This window comes from Paenibacillus faecalis, from assembly GCF_900289175.1.
GTDB classification, from domain to species: domain Bacteria; phylum Bacillota; class Bacilli; order Paenibacillales; family Paenibacillaceae; genus Paenibacillus_AQ; species Paenibacillus_AQ faecalis.
Genome location: NZ_LT985747.1, coordinates 2,800,652 through 2,826,499, shown reverse-complemented (window position 1 = coordinate 2,826,499; position 25,848 = coordinate 2,800,652). Strand labels below are relative to the sequence as shown.

At 45.4% G+C, this 25,848-nt stretch carries 24 protein-coding genes; 17 read left to right on the top strand and 7 right to left on the bottom strand.

What is annotated here, in order from left to right:
• The first annotated feature begins 108 nt into the window (after window positions 1–108).
• The 7 genes from C8268_RS13435 (at window position 109) to C8268_RS13405 (ending at window position 10,585) form a co-directional block, all read left to right on the top strand.
• Window positions 109–1,887, top strand: coding sequence for a glycoside hydrolase family 35 protein (locus tag C8268_RS13435; protein WP_106768143.1), 1,779 nt, complete (start codon window positions 109–111; stop codon window positions 1,885–1,887).
• Window positions 1,888–2,469: 582 nt separating this feature from the next.
• Window positions 2,470–4,749, top strand: a complete 2,280-nt coding sequence (locus C8268_RS13430; protein WP_106768142.1) for a glycoside hydrolase family 5 protein — start codon at window positions 2,470–2,472, stop codon at window positions 4,747–4,749.
• A 29-nt stretch (window positions 4,750–4,778) separates the two neighbouring features.
• Entirely contained in the window at window positions 4,779–5,981 is a 1,203-nt protein-coding gene (locus C8268_RS13425; protein WP_106768141.1) for a HEAT repeat domain-containing protein, read from the top strand.
• Window positions 5,982–6,024: 43 nt separating this feature from the next.
• Window positions 6,025–7,392 carry a glycosyltransferase family 2 protein gene (locus tag C8268_RS13420; RefSeq protein ID WP_199794961.1) on the top strand — a complete coding sequence of 456 codons (1,368 nt, stop codon included), beginning with the start codon at window positions 6,025–6,027 and terminating at the stop codon, window positions 7,390–7,392.
• A gap of 57 nt (window positions 7,393–7,449) precedes the next feature.
• Window positions 7,450–8,253: a response regulator gene (locus C8268_RS13415; RefSeq protein WP_106768140.1), complete on the top strand. Its 804-nt coding sequence runs from the start codon at window positions 7,450–7,452 to the stop codon at window positions 8,251–8,253.
• A gap of 55 nt (window positions 8,254–8,308) precedes the next feature.
• The gene (locus C8268_RS13410) at window positions 8,309–9,676 is read left to right on the top strand and encodes a nucleotide sugar dehydrogenase (protein ID WP_199794959.1); all 1,368 of its coding nucleotides are present in this window, start codon (window positions 8,309–8,311) and stop codon (window positions 9,674–9,676) included.
• A 6-nt stretch (window positions 9,677–9,682) separates the two neighbouring features.
• Window positions 9,683–10,585, top strand: coding sequence for a hypothetical protein (locus C8268_RS13405; protein WP_106768138.1), 903 nt, complete (start codon window positions 9,683–9,685; stop codon window positions 10,583–10,585).
• Between the two features lie 95 nt (window positions 10,586–10,680).
• Here the strand turns inward: C8268_RS13405 and C8268_RS13400 are convergent, their stop codons facing one another.
• Both C8268_RS13400 and C8268_RS13395 read right to left on the bottom strand, forming a co-directional pair.
• Window positions 10,681–12,789: a YhgE/Pip domain-containing protein gene (locus C8268_RS13400; RefSeq protein ID WP_337441814.1), complete on the bottom strand. Its 2,109-nt coding sequence runs from the start codon at window positions 12,787–12,789 to the stop codon at window positions 10,681–10,683.
• A gap of 73 nt (window positions 12,790–12,862) precedes the next feature.
• Entirely contained in the window at window positions 12,863–13,249 is a 387-nt protein-coding gene (locus C8268_RS13395) for a YhjD family protein (RefSeq protein WP_158702738.1), read from the bottom strand.
• A gap of 165 nt (window positions 13,250–13,414) precedes the next feature.
• Between C8268_RS13395 and C8268_RS13390 the strand changes: the two genes are divergently transcribed.
• Window positions 13,415–13,915: a Crp/Fnr family transcriptional regulator gene (locus C8268_RS13390; protein ID WP_106768135.1), complete on the top strand. Its 501-nt coding sequence runs from the start codon at window positions 13,415–13,417 to the stop codon at window positions 13,913–13,915.
• Between the two features lie 19 nt (window positions 13,916–13,934).
• Window positions 13,935–14,327, top strand: a complete 393-nt coding sequence (locus C8268_RS13385; protein WP_106768134.1) for a VOC family protein — start codon at window positions 13,935–13,937, stop codon at window positions 14,325–14,327.
• Between the two features lie 7 nt (window positions 14,328–14,334).
• Here the strand turns inward: C8268_RS13385 and hmpA are convergent, their stop codons facing one another.
• Window positions 14,335–15,540, bottom strand: a complete 1,206-nt coding sequence (gene hmpA, locus C8268_RS13380; protein WP_106768133.1) for an NO-inducible flavohemoprotein — start codon at window positions 15,538–15,540, stop codon at window positions 14,335–14,337.
• 472 nt (window positions 15,541–16,012) lie between these two features.
• Here hmpA and C8268_RS13375 point away from each other — a divergent pair, with 472 nt between their 5' ends.
• Window positions 16,013–16,693, top strand: a complete 681-nt coding sequence (locus tag C8268_RS13375; protein ID WP_199794850.1) for a YitT family protein — start codon at window positions 16,013–16,015, stop codon at window positions 16,691–16,693.
• A gap of 102 nt (window positions 16,694–16,795) precedes the next feature.
• Here C8268_RS13375 and C8268_RS13370 read toward each other — a convergent pair whose 3' ends face one another.
• The 3 genes from C8268_RS13370 to C8268_RS13360 all read right to left on the bottom strand — a co-directional run bounded on the left by C8268_RS13370 (window position 16,796) and on the right by C8268_RS13360 (window position 18,734).
• Window positions 16,796–16,978: a DUF2188 domain-containing protein gene (locus C8268_RS13370; RefSeq protein WP_106768132.1), complete on the bottom strand. Its 183-nt coding sequence runs from the start codon at window positions 16,976–16,978 to the stop codon at window positions 16,796–16,798.
• 88 nt (window positions 16,979–17,066) lie between these two features.
• Window positions 17,067–18,035 (bottom strand): peptide-methionine (S)-S-oxide reductase MsrA, encoded by a 969-nt coding sequence (msrA, locus tag C8268_RS13365; RefSeq protein ID WP_106768131.1) that lies wholly within the window; start codon window positions 18,033–18,035, stop codon window positions 17,067–17,069.
• 99 nt (window positions 18,036–18,134) lie between these two features.
• Window positions 18,135–18,734 (bottom strand): TVP38/TMEM64 family protein, encoded by a 600-nt coding sequence (locus tag C8268_RS13360; protein ID WP_106768130.1) that lies wholly within the window; start codon window positions 18,732–18,734, stop codon window positions 18,135–18,137.
• A 223-nt stretch (window positions 18,735–18,957) separates the two neighbouring features.
• Here C8268_RS13360 and C8268_RS13355 point away from each other — a divergent pair, with 223 nt between their 5' ends.
• Entirely contained in the window at window positions 18,958–19,659 is a 702-nt protein-coding gene (locus C8268_RS13355) for a TerC family protein (protein WP_106768129.1), read from the top strand.
• Window positions 19,660–19,760: 101 nt separating this feature from the next.
• Window positions 19,761–20,084 (top strand): hypothetical protein, encoded by a 324-nt coding sequence (locus C8268_RS13350; RefSeq protein ID WP_106768128.1) that lies wholly within the window; start codon window positions 19,761–19,763, stop codon window positions 20,082–20,084.
• An 88-nt stretch (window positions 20,085–20,172) separates the two neighbouring features.
• Here the strand turns inward: C8268_RS13350 and C8268_RS13345 are convergent, their stop codons facing one another.
• Window positions 20,173–20,985 (bottom strand): AraC family transcriptional regulator, encoded by an 813-nt coding sequence (locus tag C8268_RS13345; RefSeq protein ID WP_106768127.1) that lies wholly within the window; start codon window positions 20,983–20,985, stop codon window positions 20,173–20,175.
• Between the two features lie 141 nt (window positions 20,986–21,126).
• Between C8268_RS13345 and C8268_RS13340 the strand changes: the two genes are divergently transcribed.
• The 5 genes from C8268_RS13340 (at window position 21,127) to C8268_RS13320 (ending at window position 25,720) form a co-directional block, all read left to right on the top strand.
• Window positions 21,127–22,209 carry a Gfo/Idh/MocA family protein gene (locus C8268_RS13340; RefSeq protein WP_106768126.1) on the top strand — a complete coding sequence of 361 codons (1,083 nt, stop codon included), beginning with the start codon at window positions 21,127–21,129 and terminating at the stop codon, window positions 22,207–22,209.
• A gap of 151 nt (window positions 22,210–22,360) precedes the next feature.
• Window positions 22,361–23,329: a sugar phosphate isomerase/epimerase family protein gene (locus C8268_RS13335; RefSeq protein WP_106768125.1), complete on the top strand. Its 969-nt coding sequence runs from the start codon at window positions 22,361–22,363 to the stop codon at window positions 23,327–23,329.
• Between the two features lie 46 nt (window positions 23,330–23,375).
• A complete protein-coding gene (locus C8268_RS13330; protein ID WP_106768124.1) occupies window positions 23,376–24,107 on the top strand; it encodes a ThuA domain-containing protein in 732 nt (243 codons plus the stop codon).
• A gap of 410 nt (window positions 24,108–24,517) precedes the next feature.
• On the top strand, window positions 24,518–24,838 hold the full coding sequence (locus C8268_RS13325) for a winged helix-turn-helix transcriptional regulator (RefSeq protein WP_106768123.1): 321 nt from the start codon (window positions 24,518–24,520) through the stop codon (window positions 24,836–24,838).
• A 156-nt stretch (window positions 24,839–24,994) separates the two neighbouring features.
• Window positions 24,995–25,720: a hypothetical protein gene (locus C8268_RS13320; protein ID WP_106768122.1), complete on the top strand. Its 726-nt coding sequence runs from the start codon at window positions 24,995–24,997 to the stop codon at window positions 25,718–25,720.
• Window positions 25,721–25,848 lie beyond the last annotated feature (128 nt).

Here is a 25,848-nt window from a genome sequence, read left to right as displayed (position 1 = left end):
TATGGCACAAAAGGTATAAAAGATGCTCCATTTGGAGATTGAGAAAGGCTTATTTTTAATGGATGATACATATAACAACAGATATCCATTAAATTATGGGGGATGGTAATGATGCAATTAGAAATCGCAAACCGGCAATTTTATTGGGATGGAGAACCACTGCAAATGTTGTCGGGAGCCATTCACTATTTTCGTGTCGTTCCGCAATATTGGGAGGATCGCCTCTTAAAGTTGAAAGCTTGCGGGTTTAATACGGTGGAATCGTATCTTCCCTGGAACTTACACGAACCAAAGGAAGGACAATTTTGTTTTGAAGGCATTGCCGATGTGGAAAAGTTTGTTGGAATTGCAAAGAAGGTGGGATTGCATGTTATCTTGAGACCGAGCCCATACATTTGTGCTGAATGGGAATTCGGGGGGCTGCCTGCATGGCTTCTTCGTTATCCGGAGATGAAGCTGCGCTGCATGGATGAAATGTATCTTGAAAAAGTAGACAGGTATTATGATGCGCTGATTCCTCGGCTGCTGCCGCTGCTAAGTACAAACGGCGGTCCTGTTATTGCGATGCAAATCGAGAATGAATATGGCAGTTACGGCAACGATCAAGCTTATTTGAATTATTTAAAAGAAGGGCTTGTTCGTCGCGGGGTCGATGTATTGCTGTTTACATCCGATGGTCCGGGCGATGGAATGTTGCAAGGGGGAAGTGTGCCGGGTGTGCTGGCAACAGTCAATTTTGGCTCGAGACCGGAAGAAGCTTTTAAGAAGTTTAGAGAATATCGACCTGATGATCCCTTCATGTGTATGGAGTATTGGAACGGCTGGTTCGATCATTGGATGAAGCCGCACCATACGCGGGATGCTCAAGATGCAGCAGATGTGTTTGATAAGATGCTTCAGGCAGGGGCTTCTGTTAATTTCTATATGTTCCATGGCGGAACGAATTTTGGGTTTTACAATGGAGCGAACTATCATGATAAATATGAACCGACGATAACGAGCTACGATTACGACGCGCCTTTATCCGAATGTGGAGATATCACGGAAAAATACGAGGCTGTACGACGCGTTATTACTAGCTTCTATGAAAAGAATGGACTAACTTCGCCAGATGCTCCAGAACTGCCTGCATTAAATCCAAAAAAGAATTACGGGACGATTGCAATGACACAAAAAGCCGATATGCTGGATCAGTTGATGCACCTTTCTGAACCCGTGGAGAGAGTAAGCCCTGTTCCGATGGAGATGCTGGGGCAAAGTTATGGCTTCATTGTGTATTCCACACATATTTCAGGGCCTCGAACAGGAGAGTCGCTGTATATCCAGGAGGTGCATGATCGGGCTCAGATTTTTCTGGATGGTATCTATCAAGGAACGACAGAACGTTGGAATCCGCAAAGTTTTCAGTTCGATATTCCGGCTACCGGTGCTAGACTCGATATCGTTGTGGAGAACATGGGCCGCGTCAATTATGGCCCTAAGCTCAAGGATTACAAAGGAGTTACTGAAGGGGTGCGGATGAACAATCAATACCTATTCAACTGGACTATTTATCCGCTGCCGATGGAAGACCTATCCTCATTACAGTTTACAGATCTGACAAACGGTGAGGGCGGAACGGATCGGCCTATGTTTTACAGATCTTTGTTTGATGTTGAAGAAATTGCAGACACATTCATCCGCTTAAACGGCTGGAACAAGGGCGTCGTATGGATTAACGGCTTTAATCTTGGACGCTATTGGAAAGAAGGGCCTCAACAGACCCTTTACCTTCCTGCTCCGCTGCTTCAAAAAGGTAGGAATGAGCTTGTTATTTTGGAATTGCACCATACGGATGCGCCCCAAGTTGAATTGGTAGATCAGCCGGATTTGGGCCAACCAGAATAGGACCAATGGTTACTTGATCCGCCTCTGGTTTTTAGCTTCAGCCTGGAATATATCACACTAGACATAGACGATATCATAAATTTTGATGGGGTTTACGCTTAATGTTGAACCAACAACGAACTGTTCTTTTGAGGTTATTTATGAATAGGTTTTTATAACCATACTAACTTATATAGAACACATTATTAGAAGAGAGGGTCCCAGTGCGGGACTCTCTTCTTATTTTTGCATACACCCTAATATTTAACAAAACCGATAACCATGCTCATTTCAACTGTTTTTATGTCATACCATGGTATCAATTTTGTAATAACTATGGATAATGATGTAAGAATATCCGTAACTTTAGCCATTTTTCTGCGTCTAATTAAACGATCAGAGAAATTTTCTGAAAGTTATTGCTTCTCTCATGCAGTTTACAATTGAGCTTTCAATTCTTTTCATCCGTAAATATGCGTAATAAATATGTTGAAGTTTATCATCATCGTGACATTCAGTGATCGATTATACCCTATTATACAAATGCGAAAGGTTGTAAATAGGGTGTAATAAGAGATTAAGGAAGGTAGGTTTAGAACGACAATGAACCTCAAAGGACGATGGATGCTATTAGGAATACTGGTTTTTATCCTGTTTTGTGGAATCGCCGCCGTTTTTGGATTTTTTCGACCGTCATTAAAGACTTTCGCTGATCCAGACGGGACAAAGATGAAATTCAAAACAGAAGGTGCAGATTTTCTTGTATACGGTGAAAGTGAACAGTGGAATGAAATGTTTGTGAAAGGCGTTAATCTTGGAGCGACGGTACCGGGGCATTTTCCCGGCGAGTTTCCTGTAACCGAGGAGGATTATCTTCGGTGGTTTAAACAGATCGATGAGATGGGAGCGAATGTTATCCGGCTCTATACGGTACACAACCCCGTTTTTTATTCAGCTATTGTGAAGTATAACCGTGATAAAGGCGACGATCCGCTCTACTTTATGCAAGGTATATGGTCTCCCGAAGAGCAGCTCATTGAGCAGCAGGATGCGTATGCTGAAAATATTCAGCAGATGTTTAAAGACGAGATTAGCAAAGCGGTAGCTGCTGTGTACGGGGATGTGACGGTGGAAGCGAAAGATGGTGTTTCAAGCGGTAAATATAAAGCCAATGCGGGGAAATATTTGATGGCCTGGCATGTAGGTACGGAGTGGGACCCCTCCATGGTTAAAAACACAAATGAAAAACATAAGGATACCCCTCGTTATAATGGCACTTATTTTTCAGGTACAGCAGATGCAAGTCCTTTTGAAAATTGGCTGGCTGCTTTGCTTGATTATACAGCTGCTGAAGAGCAGAAATACGGCTGGCAGCATCCGATTACGTTTACGAACTGGGTAACGACAGATGTGCTTGAGCATCCGGGAGAACCATTGTATGAGGAAGATATGGTTTCCGTCGATGCAAGGCATGTCCAGCCGGTGAATTGGGATGCAGGTTATTTTGCCACGTATCATGTGTACCCATATTATCCCGATTTTTTCCGGACGGATAAAAATTTGCGGACTATCGCTGACGAAGAGGGAGGCTACAACACCTATAAAGCTTATTTGCGAAAATTAAAGGCGAAATTTACCGACATGCCGATTATAGTCACCGAATATGGAGTGCCGTCTTCTATGGGGATATCTCATCACGGACCAGGTGGCCGGGATCAGGGCGGTCATAACGAACAGGAGCAAGGAGAGATCAACGTTTCCTTGACTCGGGATATTTATGATGAAGGATACTCGGGAGCTATTCTTTTTATGTGGCAGGATGAATGGTTCAAGAAAACATGGAATACGATGCCGTTTGAAATCCCGGCAGATCGTCGTCCTTACTGGCTTAATGTGCTGACGAATGAAAAGATGTTTGGTGTTCTTGCTATGCTGCCGGGTAAGGAAGAGGTGCTGGCGATCGACGGAAATTTGTCCGACTGGAGTGAGCTTCCAGAAGGGGAAGCGAAACGGTGGGAAGGCAAGGCAGCAGGGGTGGAAAACATGCAGATGACTCATGATGAAGCCTATTTGTATATTGGCATGGAGCTTGACCAGCCATTTGATCCGAAGAAGTCGAAGCTTTACATCGGTGTGGACACGATAGAAGGCGGAGAGAAGCCGCTGAAGGAATTGGCAGGCCGAAGCTTGGAAGGAGGAGGCCTGGAAACGCTGATTGAACTGGGCAAAGATCGTGAGTCACAGGTTACAATCGCACCGACTTACGATTTTCATAAGCGGCTTTATGGCAAGGAGGGATACGGGATGCTTCCTGAGGATGAGGATAAGAAAGCCCAAGGGAAGGACCAGAATGGAAATTCTGCTTCGTTTAATCCATGGAAGCTCGGGATCAGCTTGAAGATGAATCCGCCGGATACACGTTTTTTTCATCCGTTTGTGGATGAGACGGTCGGGTATTTAAAGCGGGGTTTCACCCATCCTGAAGCGAAGGATTTCAATTCGCTGGCTGCCTGGCAGTATCAAGGCAATGTGGTCGAAATGCGTATTCCATGGATGCTGCTTGGCTTTGCCGATCCAAGCTCTTTGCAGGTGATCGACTATCGCCCGCTTCAGGATCGAAGATCTTTCCAAACGGCAACAACCGATGGCATCCGTCTGGTTCCTTGGATGACGGACCGGGCTTCCATTGGCGATGCAGATGATAGTGAAGCACTAAATGGGTCGGATGATGGGGAAGAACTTCGTTTGCATACCATCGATCCATATACATGGGAGCCATGGGAAACGGTGAGGTACAGCGAGCGCTTGAAAAAGAGCTATTATGCTATGAAACAGTTGTTTACCGAAATCCCGGATATTCGAAACAAGCAAAAAGATCAGTAAGATTCCATAAGAGGAGGAGCTACCCGGTTATGTTTTCTAATTTAGCCTTGGCTTACATGTTTATTTATATTTGCCTGGGCTTGATCATACTCGGCATCATCCTGTTGTTCCAAATGAAAATAAAGCATAACACGGAACAAAAGCAGACAGCTATATATAAAGAAAAGCACAGTGATTATTTCGTGTATGTTCAGGCTCATTTATATGATGATGTTTCCCTTGAGCCACCGCCAGGGAACCTCAATCAATGGGAACGCCGCGTTATTCAAGACAAGTTCATTGAATGGATCGAGCAGTTTAAGGGAGATGCCCGCACGAAGTTGATCGATCTGTGCAAAGAGGCTGATCTCATTGAGCCTGAAATTCGTGCTCTTAAAAGCTTCCGCTTCAGCCGCCGTATTGAGGCAGCTTACCGTCTGGGCGGCATGAGGGCCGAGAGGGCGGTTCCAGCACTGGAAATGCTGTTGGATCGAACCCCATATGGACCGTCTGCCATTATTATTGCTCGGGCTATTGCCAAAAGTGCAGATCGGCCGGATCAGATCCGCGCGATGTTGTCAAAGCTTTTGTCTTATGGAAAGCCGATTCATCATATGGCGGCCGATATTTTGCTGGAAACCCGTCTGGATTCCGCCGACATGCTGTGTAAGCTGATGGATGATCCGAATTCGGAGCTGGTTAAAGTCGCTTTGGTTGCCATGTGGGGACAAGCTGTGCCTGCGGTTGTGCCTGTACTCAACCGACTGGTTCGATCGAAGCAAAAAGATGTTCGTGCCGAGGCGGTCAAGCTGTATTTGAGCTCCAATCCGGTGCTCAAGGATGAGACGATTGCCCAGTTGATGAATGACAGTGAATGGGAGGTGCGTGCGGCGGCTGCTAAAGCGCTCGGTCAACTTCATGCGGCTCGCGGTATTCCATTGCTGCGTACAGCGCTCCAGGATGAAAGCTGGCATGTCCGAAACAGCAGTGCCGAGAGCTTGTCAATGCTGGGGGAACAGGGGTTTGAAGCGTTGTGTGAGGTGGCGATAAACGGTACAGGAGCGGCGCGGGAAAGCGCGCTTTACCGGATCGAACTCATTATGGCGCAGGAAAGAGAGCACAAGGCGCTGGATCAAATGCTTGCATTTAACAAGAAAAAGCTGCTTTACGAAAGCTACTTTGGTATCGAGAGTATCGAGCCTAATAAACGGCCTGTACAGATCGCAAGCACAGGAGGGGATTACACTGCTTAGAGATATTTTGCTCACTTATGGCATGGTAGCCATTTATTATGTCATGATCGTGAACATCATTTATTTTGCCATCATCTTGTTTTCTTTTCGAGATATAGGAAAAATTTTCAGAAGAGCTTCGTTTTCAAGGTATAACACACTTTCGGGTTCAGAGCTGGCTCCCCCGGTATCGCTGCTCGTTCCTTCCTACAATGAGGAACTGACCATTATCGAGAACGTTCGATGTCTAATGACTCTGAATTATCCGACTTATGAGGTTATCGTCATCAACGACGGTTCGTCTGATGCAACGTTAGAGGTGCTGATCAAGGAATATGGTCTTAAGCGTATTTCAAATCCTCAGTTTAACGGAACAATGACTACGAAGAAAATTCGAGGTGTCTACTACAATGAGCAGTATCCGCATCTGTTTGTTATCGACAAGGAGAATGGCGGCAAAGCAGATTCCCTAAATGCGGGCATTAACCTGTCCCGTTATCCTCTAATTTCTTCTATTGATGCTGACTCTTTACTGGAGAAGGATGCCCTGATCCGAATGGCGAGAATGTACATGGAAAATCCGGAGGAAACCGTTGCGATCGGCGGGGATGTACGCATTGCTAACGGTTGTGTCATTGAGAATGGAGCGGTGAAGCAAGTTTCATTACCCCGCAGAATATGGCCGATGTTCCAGTCGATTGAGTATTTGAAGGCTTTTCTAGGCGGGCGGATCGGATGGAGTCATATCAATGGACTGATTATCGTCTCCGGCGCTTTCGGATTGTTCCGTAAGGACTATGTCATTGCCGTAGGCGGGTATCGCGGCGGTTACCCCGGAGAAGACATGAACATTATTATCAAGCTGCACCGCTATATGCTGGAAAATAAAATCCGTTATCGGGTCGCCTTTTGTCCCGAGGCGGTGTGTTGGACTCAAGCGCCGGACAGCTACCGTATTTTGTCCAACCAGCGAAAGCGCTGGGGCCGGGGTAATCTGAAGAATATGATCGAGAATCGGGACATGGTCTTCAATCCCAAATACAAGACGATGGGACTTTTAACGATGCCTTATAACGTCATTTTTGAAGCTTTAAATCCATATTTCAAAATCACGGGCCTGCTGGCTTTGATCGGATATGTCTCGCTGGATATGACCCATTGGCAAATTCTTGCCGTGTTTGGCCTTGTGAATTTTCTGAGCGGATATTTGCTCAGTGTAGGGGCCCTTTTATTAGAAGAAGTGGCCTTTCGCCGATACAGCAACATGTCTGATCTTTGGAAAATGCTTCTTTTCTCTGCCCTTAAATTTGCCGGATATCACCAGCTTGGTGCGCTGTGGAGAGTGCAGGGCCATATCCAATACCTTCGGAACAACAATTCCTGGGGGACGATGACCCGGCAGAGTTGGAAAGATGAGAGAAAAGCTGCCTAATCTTTTTTAGACTGGTAGATTTAATCTTTATTAACAATAAGAAAGGTGGATTATATCATGTCTCAGACAGCAACATTGCCAAGAGAACAAGGGACGGATCTGTACAGCGTTATGGAGCAGGAACTACAAAAAAATACAAGCAGGACGTGTGCTCTCCTATTCATATATTCCGGTTCTGGAGAATCGTTCGGTCTTGAAGGACAGGTGAAGAGCTTTCTTCATTCGCACGCCGATCTGCAAGGAGAGATTCTAAGGGACCCTGTGACGAAAACTCTGGCAGTTATCCTGCCTGAAATTGCGCTGGAACGCGCACATTACCAGGCGCTGCTGCTTAAGCAGTTTTTATTGGAGAAAAATGGAGATTGTGATCCCCGGATGACACTTGCGGCAGTGTCCGATGTCCCTACCCCGCAAATGCTGATGAAAATGGCGGAGTCTGCTCGCCTTAGCACTTCTTCCGATATCCATATCTTCACTGAGGATGAAGCAGGTGCAGATCGTAACCGGATTTTGATTGTAGATCATGACAGGACAGTGCGTGAGTTTTTGCAAATCCGTCTGGCATTGCAGGGTTATGAAACTATGGGAGCGGTTGATGGTCTGGAAGCATTGGAGTTGATTGCGAAATGGGGGCCGGATCTGGTGTTGACCGAGCTCAATCTGTATGGCATTGACGGCCTGCCTTTTATACATCACATCCAGCAGTTGGAATTGACGGCATCACCCAAAATTGTGGTACTGAGCGAGAAGCGAGTAGAGCAGACGATCAGCCAGTGCTTTCAAATGGGGGTGGATGATTACGTCACCAAGCCGTTTTCACCGATAGAGCTCGATGCTCGCATCCGCCGCTGCCTTCACTAACTTAAACGCTGTGCTGTTATTGGAGCTTCTTTAGACAATACATCGATGGAGGTTGATGCTCGTGAACGAAGAATACGAAACTTTGTTAGATGCAATTGCAAACAAGAAAGCTGTCCTTGGTGTAGTGGGACTCGGCTATGTCGGTCTACCCCTGGCTGTGGAAATGGTGAGGCAGGGTTTTACCGTCATCGGCATCGATCTTGACCCGGACAAAATCGATCGAATCGATCGGGGAGAATCATATATTTCGGACATTACTTCTGAAGAACTGGCTGCTTGCATGCAGACAGGCCGATTCAAGGCTACAACGGATTACAGCATGATTGCGATTATCGATGCGATCAGCATTTGTGTACCGACCCCGTTGAGCGAAAATCAGGACCCGGATACTTCCCATATCAAAAGAGTGGTGGAGCAGCTTAAGCGGTTTATGAAGCCCCGGCTGTTGATCACGCTGGAGAGCACAACCTATCCGGGTACGACGGAGGAATTGATCCAGTCGGAAATTGAAGCTTTGGGCTATACCGCCGGCAAAGATTTCTTTCTTTGCTTTTCGCCGGAGCGGGTTGATCCTTCGAACAGCCGGTTTAATACCCGGAATACGCCGAAGGTGATTGGTGGCACGACCGAAGCTTGCTTGAAGTTGGGAACGGCTTTGTATGAACAGTATGTGGATACAGTCGTTCCGGTCAGCTCACCAAAAGTTGCTGAAATGTCCAAGCTGCTCGAAAATACATTCCGAAGCGTTAACATCGCTTTTGTAAATGAAATGGCGATGATGTGTGATCGTATGGGGATCGATGTGTGGGAAGTTATTGAAGCTGCAGCTACAAAGCCGTTCGGCTTTATGCCGTTTTATCCTGGTCCTGGCATTGGTGGACACTGCATTCCGCTAGATCCGATGTACTTGTCCTGGAAGGCGAAGGGGTTTCGTTTCTACAGCAAATTTATCGAACTGGCTCAATCGACCAATGATAATATGCCTTACTATGTTATTAACAAGACCGCTGCAATTTTGAACGTATATGCCAAATCTGTGAAACGATCGAATATTTTGCTGCTCGGTATGGCGTACAAGCCGGATATTAGTGATCTGCGGGAATCGCCCGGGTTGGAAGTATACGAATTGTTTAAAGAAAATGGAGCGAGCGTCGATTATTATGATCCACATGCGCACAGTTTTATCGATAAAAGCGGCAAGACGGTAAACAGTGTCGATTATGACATTCATAAATTCAAGAACTATGATTGCATGGTCCTCATGACCAATCATCGCAGCTTTGACTACAAACTCATCGCCTCTTTGGGCGTACCTATTTTAGATACCCGCAACGCGTTTAGTATGTATGCCAAGCCCCATATATACAAGATCGGTCACTCGGTGCCCCATGTGCGAGAACCGAGCGAAGCGCTGCTGATTTAAGCGAAAATGGAGGCTAGAAAACGATTTGGAATCACAAAAGCCAAGCTTTACTTCACCGCTGCTTTCATACTCATCTGCTTTTTGCTGCTCATTTTTCTTCGGCCATCAGCCCCTGTGAAGCAGGATAAGGCGACCTGGCTGTGGGATGCCGTTATGATCCGCAGCGAAGCGGAAAAAATTATTGAATTTAGCCGTCGGGAAGGAGTTAACACCATTTTTCTGCAAATTCAAGAGAGTGTGCCTGCAAATGATTATCGGCGTTTTATTCGTTTGGCACATGAGGCCGATATCGCTGTCCATGCCTTAGGCGGCGAGCCGGAGTGGGCGTACACAGAGCAGTATAGCGAGGGGATGAAATTACTGTCCTGGCTTGAAAAATATAATATGGAGTCGAAGCCCGAGGAGCGATTTCAAGGTGTTCAGCTGGATGTTGAGCCGTATGTGTTAGGCAGGTGGGAGCGTGAGCAGGAAGAGGTTGTCACGGAGTGGAGCGAAAATATGGAATCGTGGGTGAAGCAAGCTAGACATCAGGGGTTAGAAGTTAGCGCGGCTATTCCTTTTTGGCTGGACTCTATACCAGCACCTGACGGTTCAGGCAGCTTTGGCTACTGGATGCAGGAGCTGACCGATGCTGTAGCTGTGATGTCGTACCGGGACGATGGGGAGAAGATGTATGAATTGTCTCTTGAAGAGCTGGAACAGGCGGATAAGCTGGGCAAATCTGTATGGATCGGCATAGAGCTGACAGATACACCGGAAGGAGATTATTTGACTTTCTATGGAAAAAGTGAAGAAGTGATGCACAACGAAGCTCATCGTGCGGCTGTGTTGGGGACGGAGCATCCGTCTTTTGCCGGTCTTGCCGTTCATCATTATGAGGAATGGTACCGAAAAATAACGACGATGTGAAGCGATGTTCATACTGAGGAATAAAAGTATAAAGAGTAGTGTCCAGAGCCTGGGCACTACTCTTTTATTACGACATTTAAATCTGGGAAACCCGTTCAATGAATAAGCCGGGATTCTCTAACTTTCTGCACCAGTTGGCTTCCTGCCCTGTTGATCGGTTTTTTCAGTACGACGCCGATCATAAGGGCAGCAGCCGCGAAGATGAGCAGGATGAGTGCATCGCGGCTGACAATGTCCCACAATATCCCTCCGACCGCTTCACGCATCATGCTGATGGCATAGGTGAAGGGGAGAAAGGGGTAAATCACTTGGAAGAAGGCAGGAGTCATCTGAATGGGGAAGGTCCCTCCCGCACCTGCCAGCTGAAGCACAAGCAAAATGATGGCCATCGCTTTGCCAACATTGCCGAAGACCGATGTGAGCGTATAAACTATCAGCATAAATACGGAGCTGATAAGCACAGAAAACAGCACAAACCATCCTGGATCTGCAACAAAAGTTCCTAGAAGAAATATGTCACCCAGTGAAACAAATAGCGCTTGCAGCAACGCAATGGTCCAAAAAGTGAGAAAACGGCCAAAATACACGGTGGTGCTTCCAAACGAAGTCTCTTGCTGATGCACCTCAACGCTTAGCAGTGAAACAAGGAGCAGAGCTCCGACCCAGAGAGACAAGGTTGTGAAGAAGGGAGACATCGCCGAGCCGTAGTTCGGAATCGGGTACAGCCGATTTTCTTTCAGGACAACCGGTTCCGCAAAAAATTGACTTTCCTCTTCAAAATTGTTCTTTAGCAGCTCAATAATTTCTCCGAGTTCTCCGCCTTGCTCTAGTTTGCGTAAGCCGTCTGCAAGCTTCGAGATTTGCTGCTCGGCTTCTGGAAGCCGATTTTGTATGACGTCTGCTTCTTGTTCACCTGCGGCTAGGCCGGCTTCCGCATGTTGAAGAATTTGATTGACTTCGGGCAGCGCTTTTAAAGCTCTATTCAGCTCGGTTTGAACAGTCTGGGCGGTCTTTTGGGCCTGATCGAAACCGGCAGAAATTCGGGGGCCGATCTCGCTATCGTATTTTGTTAGTAAAGTACCGGATAACTTGGCTGCATCATCAGCCAGTTGTTTTAATTTTGCTAAAGAGCTCTCTGCTGCATTGCTATCTTGCCCGATGGCTGAACTGGCCGTTTGAACGACGTTCTGGATGGAGCCCCATCGTTCGCTGATACGCTTCAGATCAGCCGCAGCTCCTGCTGCACCGGTACCCGGTATGGCTGAATCCAGGCGCTGGAACAATTGCGACAGTTGTGTCGCTGCATTTTTGATTCCTTCGGCACGCTTGCCTATCTCATTTAAGTTAGACCGGGCTTCCTCTGGAGAAATACCGGACTGCTGGGCGAGAGTGATAGCCTGCTGCACAGAGACAGCAGCTTCATTTAAAACAGTAAGGTCTTGTTTTATACGCGGTTCGAGTGCTATGGAAGCTTCGGATGTCTGTTTGGCAAATCCGGCAAGAGCTTCAGCGGCTTCTTCACCGCTTCGAGCCATTTCTTCCAGCACGGGCAAAGTTTCTTTGGCTTGAGTAACTAATGTACTGGCTGTGCCAATATCCTTTATTGCTGTTTCCATCGCCTGATTCAACTCCGGAAAACGCTTCTCGATGCGAAACACGATGCTCTCTATTTTACGAATAGCCGGGAGTTCATTTTCCAGCTCGACCCCAAGTTCATTGAATATTTGAAAAATAGCCCCGTCTGCGGTTTTGATAAAATTTTTCCGGACCTCTTCAACAATAGCGGATGCTCCGGTGGCTGTAACTTTTGGTGCGATAGCGTTTATTTTTTCGTTCGTATAGTATAGAATTTCTGCTTTTACCGGTTCGTCAGACAACACGGTGCCGATCCGAGCCGAGAAATCTTCAGGAATAACGATAGCGGCATAGTCATCGCCATGACGCACACCTTCGATCGCTGAGTTTTGATCTGTAAATCGCCATTCCAGGCTTTGGTTATTTTGAAGTGAGCGTATGATTTCCTGTCCTATGTTGACAGGCTTGCCGCGAAGCGTTGTGCCAGCGTCCTGGTTGGCAACTGCTATGGATAGCCCGGAAGTTTGGCTGTACGGGTCCCAAGAAGCTGCTATATTAAACCACGCGTAAAGCGATGGCAGCACGGCCAATCCTAAAATTAGTACGAATGCAACCCAGTTCGTTGTTATGTTTCTCAGGTCGGTAAGGTAGATGCGGATAATGTTTCGGATAACACAGCCCTCTCTTTCCAGTCTGATTAGGCTAGTATGCCGCCAAATTTGTACATGAATACCGATGAAGCTTGTTAATGGCTTCCTCCTGAATGAGTTTCCTCGAAAGCCACACAGTTCGGTGATAGCCCCGGCACATAAATGCGGCTTCGATTCCGCCGGATCTTGTAATTTGTTTTAATATGCGTATGCCGTGAATACGGAGATTTTGGCGGATCGTCCATAGATTTTCTGAAATTTCTTTATCTAGGAGAGCGAGGCTGCGGATATAAAGTTCGGGCATTTTCAGTGAAAGCGTATGAAGTGTGTTTATGTCCCGCTTCAACATTTCCAGCATGATGCCGTGTATTACATAAGATCTGACAAGCAAGTCGTCTGCCTCGGTCGGGACCGGAGGGATGAGAGGTTTTGTCATCATGTCACTTCCTTACAATATAGAAACGTATGTTCTTATATGATATCATGGTAATCAACAATATATAACGGTGGCAAGGTGAAAAATTTGGAGAAAAGGAACTCCACCATTTTGTTATAATGAAAAAAATGTTTGATCTGCCAAACAGATGGAAGGAAGTGATGCATCGTGATATTGCATAAAGGGGAAATCTTGTTCCGCCAAGGGGATAGCGGGGATTTTTTGTACCATATCAAGAGCGGTTTATTTAAGGTAACAAGATTGCATCAGAACGGGAATATTGTGCTGTTCAATATTTTGTACCCCGGAGAGACGGTTCCGCATCACTCGCTAATAAGTCCTAAGGAAATACATGGGACAGCAACAGCAGTTATCCGCAGTGAAGTCGAGATCATTCCGGCGGCAGAGTGGTACCGAGATTTGAAGGAGAATCCGGAGCGGCCGTTGGAAGTAGCGAGGCTCTTACAGGAAAAGGTACGCTTTATGCAGCAGCGTCTGGATCATCTGACAGTAGGCACTCCCGCCGAGCGGCTTGAGCTGTTGATCAAATGGCTTGATGATTATTCGCAAGGATTGCATTTGACCGAGCTGCTTACGCAAGAGGAGATAGGGCAGCTGATCGGAGTACGGCGCGAGACAGTGAACCGGCTGTTAAGAGGACAGCATTGATCATGAGGAGGAGTGCTTTTTGCTGCATCATGTAGAGATAAACACAAGCAACTTGGGCCGGAGCCGGGATTTCTGGGGATGGCTGCTTACTGAACTGGGCTATCACCCATATCAGGAGTGGGAAAGCGGCATTAGTTGGAAGCAAGGGGATACCTATCTTGTATTTGTGCAGACAGAGGAGCGCTTTCTTTCCCCTCCCTACCATCGACGCAGAACGGGCCTGAATCATCTGGCATTTCATGCAAAAAACCGTAAGCAGGTGGATGAAATGGCATCCGAGTTAAAAAGAAAAGGGATACCTGTCCTGTACGAGGACAAGTATCCTTATGCTGGCGGTCCTGATCATTATGCCGTGTTTTTTGAAGATCCGGATCGGATCAAGGTGGAGCTTGTCGCACCGGACCACGAATAATCGTAAGCTATGCTTCTAAAGATCCCATAGGCCCGAAAAATTCATAATGAGTTCGTTCGCTCGGTAACCCGAGAGCTGTAAGATGACGCTGCACCGAAGACATAAACGGAACGGGTCCACAGAAATAGCAGTCGGATTTCGGATCAACGATAGCTTGGAGGAAAGCAAGATCGATGTACCCGGTTTTATCGCAAATTTCTCCCTCTTGCGGTCGTTCGTAGATGATATAGGATTTCAGTTGTTTATGAGCGGCGGCCAGTGCTTCGATATGTTCCTTCATCGCATGATGGTCGCCGTCTATAGCGGCATGAATATATGTTACAGAGCGCTCGGGCTGAGCGGCAAGGGTCGCCTCAAGCATGCTGACCATTGGGGTAAGACCAACACCTCCGCTAATGAGTACAAGAGGACGCTCGCTTGTTTGATCCAGTGTAAAGGAACCTGCAGGTGCGCTAAGCTCTACGGATGTTCCAGGTTCAGCATGGGTGTGAAGCCAGCAGGATACGATTCCGGCAGGTTTGTTTTCCGCAGCATCTTCACGCTTCACACTGATTTTGTAATAAGGCTGTCCTGGGGCTTCAGAAAGAGTATAGTGCCGAATATGCGTGTACTCCTCGCCTTCTGGTTTGACCCGTACGGTTATATATTGCCCTGGCTCATATGGTGAAATGCGTTGCCCGTCCTCGGGCTTTAAATAGAAAGATGTGATGACACAGCTTTCTTCCACTTTCCGATCGATGATGAAACGGCGGTAACCTCTCCAACCGCCCGCAGCAGTTTCAGCTTTGCTGTACATATCCTCTTCCACGCGAATAAATACATCAGCGATGATCTGGTAAGCTTTGCTCCATGCATCCATGATTTCGGGGGTGGCAGCATCGCCGAGCACATCCTTAATCGCTGCAAGCAGCGTTTCACCGACGATCGGATAATGCTCAGGAAGGACGTTCAGAGCGCGGTGCTTTTCTCCGATCTGCTTGACTACAGGCAGAATATCTTCCAGGCGGTCGATGTTTGCAGCGGCAGCATAAACGGCTTCTGCAAGGGCTGTGGGCTGTTTGCCTTGATGCTGGTTAGCATGATTAAAAATATTTAGAAGTTCAGGATGATGTCTGAACAGTTTTTTGTAAAATACAGTGGTGATTGTTTTTCCATGCACTTTCAGAACAGGAACCGTGGACTTGATGGTTTCAATCGTATGTGAATCTAACATGTCAAAACCCCTCTCTTCTCTAAAATTGTGTAACTTTGTTAATTAAGTATAGGCAGGGCAGGAGAGGGGCAATGGTGATTTTGATCACACGGTATTTTTCGGAATCGTGAACATATACATGAATAAATTGCAATGAAAATTTTCACATCAGGCCGAAAATTTTCCAATTAATTCAAAAAACATGTTTGGTTAACAGTATGAATGTGTTATAATATATTTAGTTAACTAAACAAGAAAGGATCAGGATACCATGTGTTCCCGAAGGACGAAATCCCCAAGGACGATTTGGAAACGTTATGATCTCTCATACACATAGCTTCCTTCGTAGAGCAAAGTCGGACGTCTAAAGACAGAGGACAGTCTCTTTACGAAAGGTAGGAAGCTTTGATGCGAAGGATGAACTCCTCAAGGTTACCTTCTCGTAGAGGTTGGACTGTGTCTGACTATTCTACAAAGACTAGAGGGAGCCTTTATGAGGACAAGAAAAGACATCATTTCGATGATGTACACGATGTTAGCCATTTTGTTCGGAACTTTTTTACTTGCATTTACCTATTATCATATTAATTTTCAGAACCATTTATCGGAAGGCGGATTTGTGGGGCTGGCGCTGCTCGGCAAATATATTTTGGATTTACCAACGGCGCTTAGCATGCTCCTTATGGATATAGTGGTGCTCTTTATCGCCTGGTTCATCAAGGGCCGCAAATTTATATTTAACACGATGATTGCCGCTGGTATGTTTTCACTTTTTTATGCTGTTATGGAACGTTATTCTCCGCTCGTTATCGATCTGAGTAACAATCTGTTGATAGCCGCCATCATTTCTGGTGTGCTTACGGGAATTGGAGCCGGAATCGTTCTTCGCTTTGGCGGAGCAACGGGAGGAGACGACGCGATATCCGTATTGATCAGTGAATGGAGCGGATTAAAGGTAGGTACGGTGTTTTTTCTGATGGACGCCGTTGTACTTCTGCTCTCGCTGTTCTATCTGCCGCTGGTTGAAACGATGTATACGATTCTAGCGGTCACTATTGCGGGTCAGGTAATTACGATAACAGCAACGTACGGCTTGGAGAAGAAACCAAAAGCGGTACGCGATCCGAGAAAAGGCGTGACTGCCAAAGCGCAGCATTCCATTAGTAGCCGTTAACCGTGAATATGAAAAGCTCGCCCAAATAGGGCGAGCTTTTTTACTTTATTGTCCTATATACGAAGGTGACATTTACAACCCTCAGCCAAACTTTTAGGATGTTTACTCCTTATGCTCAGGATGATTTTCATTCCATTCGTGGGCTTTGGCAGTAGCTATAGCGATGGCACGACCTTCCTCATAGTCTTCCTCAAGCAAGGCATTGGCGATTTCAATCGCTTTATTGCGTACTCTAGGCTCCAGATTTTTCATGGAAGGGGGATAGTCATCTTTATTCCAGGGCATCAAGAATTCCTCCTTGTCATGTAAGTGTACTTATTTATTACCCTCTTTTACGACAGTTCATCGGAGGAATTTTTGGCTTTATAAGACGTTATGTGTTAAACAACTTCAAATATTCACCGTAACCTTCCTTCTCCATATCTTCTTTTGGGATAAAGCGAAGAGCGGCAGAATTGATACAGTATCGAAGACCATTTGGACCAGGTCCGTCCTCAAAGACATGTCCCAAATGGGAGTCGCCCTGTCTGCTTCGGACTTCAGTTCGTACCATCATGTGGCTTAGATCAAGCTTTTCTTTTACATGATATTCCTGAATCGGGCGCGTAAAACTTGGCCAACCGCAGCCAGCGTCATACTTGTCCAGCGAACTGAAGAGAGGCTCGCCAGAAACGATATCAACATAAATCCCTTCTCCTTGGTGATCCCAAAACTCATTTTGGAAGGGCGGTTCGGTAGCGTTATTTTGTGTGACATCATATTGAAGAGGCGTTAGACGTTTTTTCAGCTCCTCCTTGTCTATTGCAGGAGACCAGTGTTTTTCGATGAAATCCTCTCGCCCGGACCCTTTACGATATCGTTTGTAATGAAGGGGGTTTTTCTTATGATAGTTTTGATGGTATTCTTCCGCCTCATAAAATTCGCTGGCTGGGATGATGGCGGTAACGATCGGTTTGTCAAATCGGCCGCTTGCTTCAAGAGCTTGTTTGGATGCCTCGGCTTGATGCTTCTGCTCCTCGGTATGATAGAAAATAGCTGTACGGTATGAAGTGCCCCGATCGTGAAATTGTCCGCCGGGATCGGTCGGATCAATCTGCTGCCAGAACAGCTCAAGCAATTTCTCATATGGGAACACTTGTGGTTGAAACGTGATTTGTACGGCTTCATAATGGCCGGTCGTATCGGAGCATACCTCTTCGTAGGTCGGATTCTTTGTGTGGCCGCCGGTGTAGCCGGATACAACCTTGAGAATGCCAGGCATCTCTTCAAAAGGAGAGACCATACACCAGAAACATCCTCCCGCAAACGTGGCAAGCTCAGTCGTTGATTGTGTATTATTCATAATAACCCTCCAAATCCTAGGTGAAGTTACTTCAAAAATTAGTATAAATTTAATTATAAATCATTTTACCCTTCTATCCAAAAAATCTCACGAGATGGTTCAATATTTCTTCCGATATAATATGAAAATAACAGCAGCAGCAGCCATTAATACGAAAGCAAGCACAGCAAACAGCAGCGGATTATGAGCTAGGCCGTTTCCCAGGTAAGCATAAATAAGGATCGCAGGAATTTTTCCAAGCCCCGAGGCAGCTGTATAAATCCAGAAAGGAATTGAAGCGACACCTGCATATATGTTGACAGCCATTTGCGGCACAATCGGAGCGAGGCGAGCGATGACAATCGCTTTAAATGGATGCTTTTCGACAGCGGTAGTGAACGAATCCAGATAAGCATATTTGGCGAGAAGTTTTCTTCCTGGCTGACGAAAAGCGAAAGCGGCAAGAAAATATATGATGATGGCGGCAAAAGTTGTACCGAGCCAAGCGATTAAAGCACCTAAAAAAGTACCATAGACATATCCCAATACGGCAATGACTGCTTTATAAGGGAGAATAGGGAATAGAGCGAACAGGGTGGCTAAAGTCAATAGAACAAAAAAGGAATCGTTGGTATTTAGCCAGTCTAAAATTTCATTTCTATAAGTAAAAGCGAGAGCGAGGACGAGGATATATAACGCAGGTATGATCCACTTTTTCATAGTCAATCCTTTCCATGAGGTTCTCGAAAAATTATTGTGTCAGGCGATCCTATCATATCAAAAAGCGCTTGGACAAAACCAGAGGATGATTTATGGAATAAAATCTTTTTATGTGCTCAAAAAGTGCCTTTTTCCTTTATTTAAGGAAAGGCGCTTTTTTCATGGAATGAGTTCACCGGGAAGAGGAACCATACAAATAAACGAAGAAAGGTGGATAGGGAACATGGATGTAATGTCAATGGAATTCTGGAGTGCGCTCATGGCGATTATTGTTATTGACTTGGTTCTTGCCGGGGATAACGCCATCGTCATTGGTCTTGCTGCCCGAAATGTGCAGAAAGAAGATCAAAAGAAAGTGATCATCTGGGGTACTGTTGGCGCCATTGTAATCCGTATTGTTGCTACACTTTTGATCGTTCAGCTCCTGTTAATTCCGGGGTTAAGACTGATCGGAGGACTGGCACTGCTTTGGATTGCTTACAAGCTGATGACAGAGGAGAAGAAACACGAAATATCAGCAGAAAGTCAAATGTGGACTGCGATCCGTACTATTATAATCGCTGATGCGATGATGGGTCTGGATAATGTTCTCGCTGTTGCCGGTGCTGCCGAAGGAGAATTTCTGCTCGTCATCATCGGTCTTGCCATCTCTGTTCCGATTATGATCTGGGGAAGTACCATCATTCTGAAGTTTACGGAGAGGTATCCGATCATTATTACAATCGGTGCGGCTGTACTGGCCTGGACAGCTTCGAAAATGTTTGTGGATGAGCCGCTTATTCATCACTGGTTTGCTAATCCGGTAGTAAAATACGGTTTTGAAATTGCTGTCATTGTTGCTGTGGTTACTTTGGGCACAATAAGTAAGAAAAAGAAGGATAAAGAAGCTAAACGAAATCTTGCATTCATCAAAGTGACAGAATAAGCATTATTTTAACTTCTACGTTAGAACGGGTATAATGTCTTCATGGAATCAGGGAGGTTTATACAGGCAAGCTCCCTTGATCATGAGGAGGTAACAGAAGTATGGGATCTGCAAATAAATCGATAGAAGAAAGAATCGTGGAAAGTTACAGGCAGGATGAGGACATGATGATTCTCGTGTTTGCACAATGGTGTATTAATCACGAACTGGACCCTGCCGAATTATATCAAAGGGCCTATCCCGATCAGATGATGAACGAGCGTCTGACTAGAGTAATTAAGCTGACGGTACCAAAAGAGGAGGCGGGGGAGATTACAGACCAAACCCTGCTCGGTGTTCTCTCTTTATATGGCAATGATGATCTGGCCATGACGGTGTCTGAGGCGATAAAGCAGCGTGATCAGAATCAACAACCAGGAAAGTAAATAAACGAGCAATAGTTCAGTATAAGGGGACTGTCCTGTAAGCAGCTAAACACTGCTTTACAGGACAGTCTTTTCCGATTATGGGGATTTACGTTCGGTTCGCAATTCGAAATTGTTTTGGTGAAACTCCGAATCGTGAACGGAAAACTCGGTGAAAATACGTGTAGTTCTTAAAACCGGATGTCTCAGCTACAGCCTCAAGCGACATCGGACTAAAAATGATTCTTTCTCGGGCCATATCAAGCCGAACCTCCAGTGTATATTGCATGATGGTGATTCCGAAGGCTTCTTTGAACAAATGCACTGCTCGCGACACGCTGATATCAACGTGAGCAGCGACATCCTCAAGTTTAAAGATGGATGAGGCATTTTCTTCTATATAATGTTTCATACGATGGGCAAGATACAGTTTAGGTGTCGTAGAAGGTTGCTCAGAGAGCAGTCGATCTACTTCAAGACACAGTATTCTCATGGTGTAGTCTGAGATTTCGGGAAATTGATTGGATAAACGGCGCTGTTCCAGTACAAGCTGACGAAAGAGACCGAGATAGCGGTCCTCTAGTGGAATGCGGATTCGTGTCGGACGTTTCTGCGAGTTCCACCAAGAGTCGATCCAGGAGCCTTTAAAAAAGATGTGGTAATCTCCACTTTCAATAGTTAATTTTCCTTGAGGGTTTACTTCGTCATCGATTTTGAGTTCGTAAGGCTGACCCGGGCTGAAAATTAAGAGATCTCCGGGTTCAATCAGCGATAGCTTGCTGTCGACTCGGGCACGACAGCGGCCATCGGTTTGAAGGCGCATCAAATATGTGTCAAAACCGTTTGATTTGGTCATCTCAAACGGTTTTCGATGAAATGAGAAATTGGCTGCCATAACCTGGGTAGTTTTCTCTTCATGCATCAATGATTCTCCTTTTAAAGATAAAAATAATGACCAGATAGTTCATGTTTTGATCATATAATTCATTTTAAATGAAAACGTTTAGGAATACCATGGTACTAAGATTGCCCGAGCATATTCACACTTCTAGGAGTGACACCGATGATCAAGATGAAGGCAGGAATAATCGGCTGTGGGAATATCAGCGGCATTTACTTAAAAAACTTGAAGGATAGTCCATTGGTTGAAGTGGTTGCCTGCGCTGATCTCATACCCGAGCGCGCACGGCAGCGTGCTGATGAGTTCAACATCGCGAACGTTTACAACGTAGAGGAATTGCTTGCTCGACCTGAAATTGATTTAATTGTCAACTTGACCATTCCGGCCAGCCATGCCAATGTAGATATCGCTGCATTGGAAGCGGGAAAGCATGTATATAGTGAGAAGCCGCTTGCGGTTACGCTTGAAGAGGGGCTACAAATCATCAGCCTGGCGGATCAAAAGAGACTTCGAGTAGGATGCGCACCGGATACGTTTCTTGGATCAACGGTTCAAACTGCGAAGGCAGCTATCGAATCAGGTCTGATTGGCAGACCGATTGCAGCGACCGCCTTTAATATGGGTCTTGGGCCCGAAGCCTGGCATCACAATCCTGAATTTTTCTATGCTCCGGGTGGTGGACCGATGATGGATATGGGACCGTATTTTCTGGCAGCTATGGTTGAGCTTTTAGGGCCTGCTTGCCGGGTAAGCGCATCAACCGGAATTCAGATCCCGGATCGTATGATCGGTTCAGGACCGAATAGCGGCAAGGCGATTACGGTTCAAACACCAACTCATTTGGCCGGCACGGTAGATTTTGAGAACGGCTCCATTTTGACGATGATCACCAGTTTTGATATCTTTGGCGGATCAGATCTGCCTTGGATGGAGATTTACGGAACTCAGGGAACGCTCTCTCTGGCTGATCCGAACTATTTTAACGGTGATGTAAAATTACGTCGTCCGGGTCAAGAGCAGTGGGAGACACTTGAACCTGTGTTCGAGTGCGGAAGGAACGAGCGCGGACTTGGGATCAATGACATGGTTCAGGCGATTGAGAATCACCGTGATCATCGGGCAAGTGCGCAAATGGCTTATCATATTTTGGAAATCATGCATTCGTTTCAGCAGTCCTCTTCGGAAGGAAGACATATTGTTCTTGAAAGCCGTTATCGAACCGTAGCTTTGAATTTGTTAAAATAAGCATGTTCCGAAAACTCAAATCCTTAAAGCGATTTACTGTAACCGTTATAACCGGATTCGAACAGCAGATTGCTTTGAAGACTAAGCCTTCATAACAATGAACAGTAAACCAAATAATCGATGCAGTAAACTTTGAAGCAGGAGGGATACTATGAAACTGGGAGTATTCATGGTGTTGTTAAGTGGTCGTAAATTGGAAGATGCACTGGATTATGTCGTTTCCAAAGGTTTGAAAGCGGTAGAGATCGGAACCGGAGGTTATCCTGGAAACGCACACTGTAATCCAGATGAACTGCTCCAGAATGAAACAGCTCTGAAAGACTTTAAAAAAGCAGTTGAATCCCGTGGTCTTATCATCAGCGCTTTGAGCTGCCACGGCAATCCTCTGCATCCGCAAAAGAAAATTGCACAGGAATTTCACGACGTCTATGTAAAAACAGTAGAGTTGGCTGAGAAGCTTGAAGTTCCTGTAGTTAATACATTCTCAGGCTGTCCTGGAGATCATGAAGATGCGAAGTATCCGAACTGGCCTGTAGCACCGTGGCCAAATGATTATCAAGAAATTTTGGATTGGCAGTGGAAAAATAAAGTCATTCCTTATTGGAGCGAGTGGGGTAAATTTGCAGCGGATCACGGTGTGAAAGTGGGTCTGGAACTTCATGGCGGGTTCTCGGTACACACGCCTGCAACGCTGCTGCGCCTGCGTGAAGCAGCAGGAGAAGTGATCGGTGCAAACCTTGATCCTAGCCATATGTGGTGGCAAGGTATTGATCCTGTTCAAGCCATTCATATTTTGGGACGTGAAGGAGCGATTCATCATTTCCATGCCAAGGATACCGTCATCGATCCTGTAAACGTGAATAAACACGGTGTGACCGATATGCAGTCCTACACTCAAATGTTGGATCGCGCTTGGCAGTTCCGCAGCGTAGGCTATGGTCATGATATTAAAGAATGGGCAGATATGATGAGCGCATTGCGTCTTGTTGGATACGATTATGTCGTAAGCATTGAACATGAAGACGGATTGATGTCTGTAGAGGAAGGCTTCTCCAGAGCAGTTCAGAATCTGCAGCAGGTATTGATTGAAGAGCCGCTTGGAGAAATGTGGTGGGTGTAAAACCTACAATTGGCGGTCTGTAAATGAACTAGGGGGAAACAGCTACATGTTAAATGTGACGATTTGGAACGAGTTCGTACACGAAAATATACACGATGAGGTTAAACAAGTTTATCCGGAAGGTATCCATATGGCTTTGGCTAAGGGTCTGGAAAGTCCGGAGTTTAACATTAGAACAGCAACGCTAGATCAACCGGAGCACGGATTAACCGATGAAGTTTTGAACTCGACCGACGTATTGCTGTGGTGGGGCCATATGGCTCATGATCGAGTGGAGGATGAAATTGTAGCCAAGGTCGTAAAACGCGTCCAAGAAGGTATGGGGTTAGTTGTCCTTCATTCAGGACACTTTTCCAAGCCGTTTAAAGCACTGATGGGCACGAGCTGCGATTTAAAGTGGCGTGAGGTCGGAGAGCAGGAGGTTTTGTGGTCTGTCAATCCGACACATCCGATTGCATCAGGAGTGAATAGTCATATCATTCTCGAACACGAAGAAATGTACGGTGAGTTTTTTGATATCCCCACACCGGATGAACTGATTTTTGTGAGCAATTTTGCGGGTGGAGAAGTATTTCGGAGTGGATGTACCTTTAAACGCGGGCTAGGACGTATTTTTTATTTCCGCCCTGGTCATGAAACATATCCGACATATTATAACCCTGAAATTTTAAAAGTCATTTCCAATGGGATTAGATGGACAGCAGCTAATGCCTACACAGTCAAACCTGTATTCGGTCATTCCGAGTCTTCTGTTCGTCCTTTGGGTGTGCTTGTATAAAATTACCTTTCATATGAGGCTGTCCCACAAGATCTATAGATCTTGCGGGGCACCTCTTTTTGTGTTTGACTGGACCACTGGCGAATATGAAGCATTCCTCCAATTGCCCCTGCCCAACGAATGTTCTGGGAAAGAAGCTCACATGCAGATCGATCTTTAACTTTCACGGAATAATCGGGATATAGAAAGACAATAATGTTATTATCTTTTATAAAGCGTATTTTTTACTTTTTTTGTTTGGTCTTTATGTTGTATAATGAAAAATTGTTCCACGTATTTGTCTATTTTGCAGTTATAAATAGGTAAATGGTTTTCAGTTTTATAAAAGTATGATAAAATTAAATATACTAACTTATTGTAAGTTTAGATTCACAGTAAATCGTGTGACTCTGTAAAGAGGTGAGAATGATATGGAAGCTACAAAGCTCTGTTTATGCCCCCGCTTTGAATCTGCTTTCTCTTTTCTTGGAAAGCGTTGGAACGGGTTGATTATTCAGACGCTGATGAGCGGGCCGAAACGCTTTAAGGATATTTCAAATTATATTCCGTCCATGAGTGATAAGATGTTGTCTGAGCGAATGAAGGATTTAGAAAGCGAAGGTATTTTAATTAGACATGTATACCCAGAGACGCCGGTTCGTATTGAGTACGAACTGACCGAGAAGGGCAAGGCTTTGAAACCCGTAATGGAACAAATTGCAAGCTGGGCCGAACAATGGGTGGATGAGTAAAATGAAATAAAAGATTTTTGATGTTACCCTGGTACAAAGCAGATTTGCTGATCACCAGGGTTTTTTGTCGTAAATGAAGATGGACTTGCACCATATTGGGTTAAATATAGTATAATTGGAAAAATGGCCCTAAAGCATACAAGGAGGCGAGCCTTTATGGAAGAAACGGTTGCACAGCCGCATATTCATTATGGACAAGAGGAAGTCGCCGAGCTTGAATGGGCTTCTTTAAAAGTCCAGCATATTTTTGATAAGACTCAAATGCTTATGGAATGTTACTTTCCGGAATCCATTTGGAAAGCATTGCTCGGTATGAATGGTTATTTGACGGAAGCCGCTTCATGGAAAGAGGAAGCAGAGAGCGGAATTTTTCAGAAATGGATCAAGAGCCCGAAGGGTTGGAAATGTATTGGGTGTGAACGATATGTTCAATTTTCCGAAACACATATCCAGGCAGAGGAATCAACGGTTGCGATGGATGAGCGTCTAGCATTTCATGATAAGGGACTTCTAGGCAGAATACTGCAGATGATCATCTGGTCCAAATTCGAGAAAATACGCCTGTTTCATCCGTTCCTTGGCGATGATCCATTTTTTACTGAAGAAGAGATGGAGATTATTTCGTGTTATTTTGTTCCTACTTATCTAAGTCCTGTTCCTTTGAAAGAAAGAGGGAAAGATTTCAAAACACTTGAAATGGCTATTCCTCTTTATCAGGAGCGAATATCTGCACCTGCCCTGGTACTAAAGACAGAGGGCATCAACGTTGCGGGAAACTGGATGACGGGTGTTGATCTAAGCTGCCAAGGATTTTCGGGTCTTCGTCCCTATTTAAAAGTGCCCAAAGGTGGACGTACTTATATGAAAGCTTTAATCACTTAAAGACAAACAAGTCGGCTTTATAATTAACAGAAGCGCTTTTCATCCTTATTTAAGGGGGGAAGGCGTTTTTTAATATTGTTTTTCAAAAAAATTGATAAAATATACAAATTTGGTGTGAAATGAATCAC

Bases quoted from the DNA above. Each gene is read 5' to 3' on its own strand.
- C8268_RS13435 (WP_106768143.1), top strand. From the start codon at position 109: ATGATGCAATTAGAAATCGCAAACCGGCAATTTTATTGGGATGGAGAA.
- C8268_RS13430 (WP_106768142.1), top strand. From the start codon at position 2,470: ATGAACCTCAAAGGACGATGGATGCTATTAGGAATACTGGTTTTTATC.
- C8268_RS13425 (WP_106768141.1), top strand. From the start codon at position 4,779: ATGTTTTCTAATTTAGCCTTGGCTTACATGTTTATTTATATTTGCCTG.
- C8268_RS13420 (WP_199794961.1), top strand. From the start codon at position 6,025: ATGATCGTGAACATCATTTATTTTGCCATCATCTTGTTTTCTTTTCGA.
- C8268_RS13415 (WP_106768140.1), top strand. From the start codon at position 7,450: ATGTCTCAGACAGCAACATTGCCAAGAGAACAAGGGACGGATCTGTAC.
- C8268_RS13410 (WP_199794959.1), top strand. From the start codon at position 8,309: ATGCTCGTGAACGAAGAATACGAAACTTTGTTAGATGCAATTGCAAAC.
- C8268_RS13405 (WP_106768138.1), top strand. From the start codon at position 9,683: ATGGAGGCTAGAAAACGATTTGGAATCACAAAAGCCAAGCTTTACTTC.
- C8268_RS13395 (WP_158702738.1), bottom strand. From the start codon at position 13,249: ATGATGACAAAACCTCTCATCCCTCCGGTCCCGACCGAGGCAGACGAC.
- hmpA (WP_106768133.1), bottom strand. From the start codon at position 15,540: ATGTTAGATTCACATACGATTGAAACCATCAAGTCCACGGTTCCTGTT.
- C8268_RS13375 (WP_199794850.1), top strand. From the start codon at position 16,013: ATGAGGACAAGAAAAGACATCATTTCGATGATGTACACGATGTTAGCC.
- C8268_RS13370 (WP_106768132.1), bottom strand. From the start codon at position 16,978: ATGCCCTGGAATAAAGATGACTATCCCCCTTCCATGAAAAATCTGGAG.
- msrA (WP_106768131.1), bottom strand. From the start codon at position 18,035: ATGAATAATACACAATCAACGACTGAGCTTGCCACGTTTGCGGGAGGA.
- C8268_RS13360 (WP_106768130.1), bottom strand. From the start codon at position 18,734: ATGAAAAAGTGGATCATACCTGCGTTATATATCCTCGTCCTCGCTCTC.
- C8268_RS13355 (WP_106768129.1), top strand. From the start codon at position 18,958: ATGGATGTAATGTCAATGGAATTCTGGAGTGCGCTCATGGCGATTATT.
- C8268_RS13350 (WP_106768128.1), top strand. From the start codon at position 19,761: ATGGGATCTGCAAATAAATCGATAGAAGAAAGAATCGTGGAAAGTTAC.
- C8268_RS13345 (WP_106768127.1), bottom strand. From the start codon at position 20,985: ATGCATGAAGAGAAAACTACCCAGGTTATGGCAGCCAATTTCTCATTT.
- C8268_RS13340 (WP_106768126.1), top strand. From the start codon at position 21,127: ATGATCAAGATGAAGGCAGGAATAATCGGCTGTGGGAATATCAGCGGC.
- C8268_RS13335 (WP_106768125.1), top strand. From the start codon at position 22,361: ATGAAACTGGGAGTATTCATGGTGTTGTTAAGTGGTCGTAAATTGGAA.
- C8268_RS13330 (WP_106768124.1), top strand. From the start codon at position 23,376: ATGTTAAATGTGACGATTTGGAACGAGTTCGTACACGAAAATATACAC.
- C8268_RS13325 (WP_106768123.1), top strand. From the start codon at position 24,518: ATGGAAGCTACAAAGCTCTGTTTATGCCCCCGCTTTGAATCTGCTTTC.
- C8268_RS13320 (WP_106768122.1), top strand. From the start codon at position 24,995: ATGGAAGAAACGGTTGCACAGCCGCATATTCATTATGGACAAGAGGAA.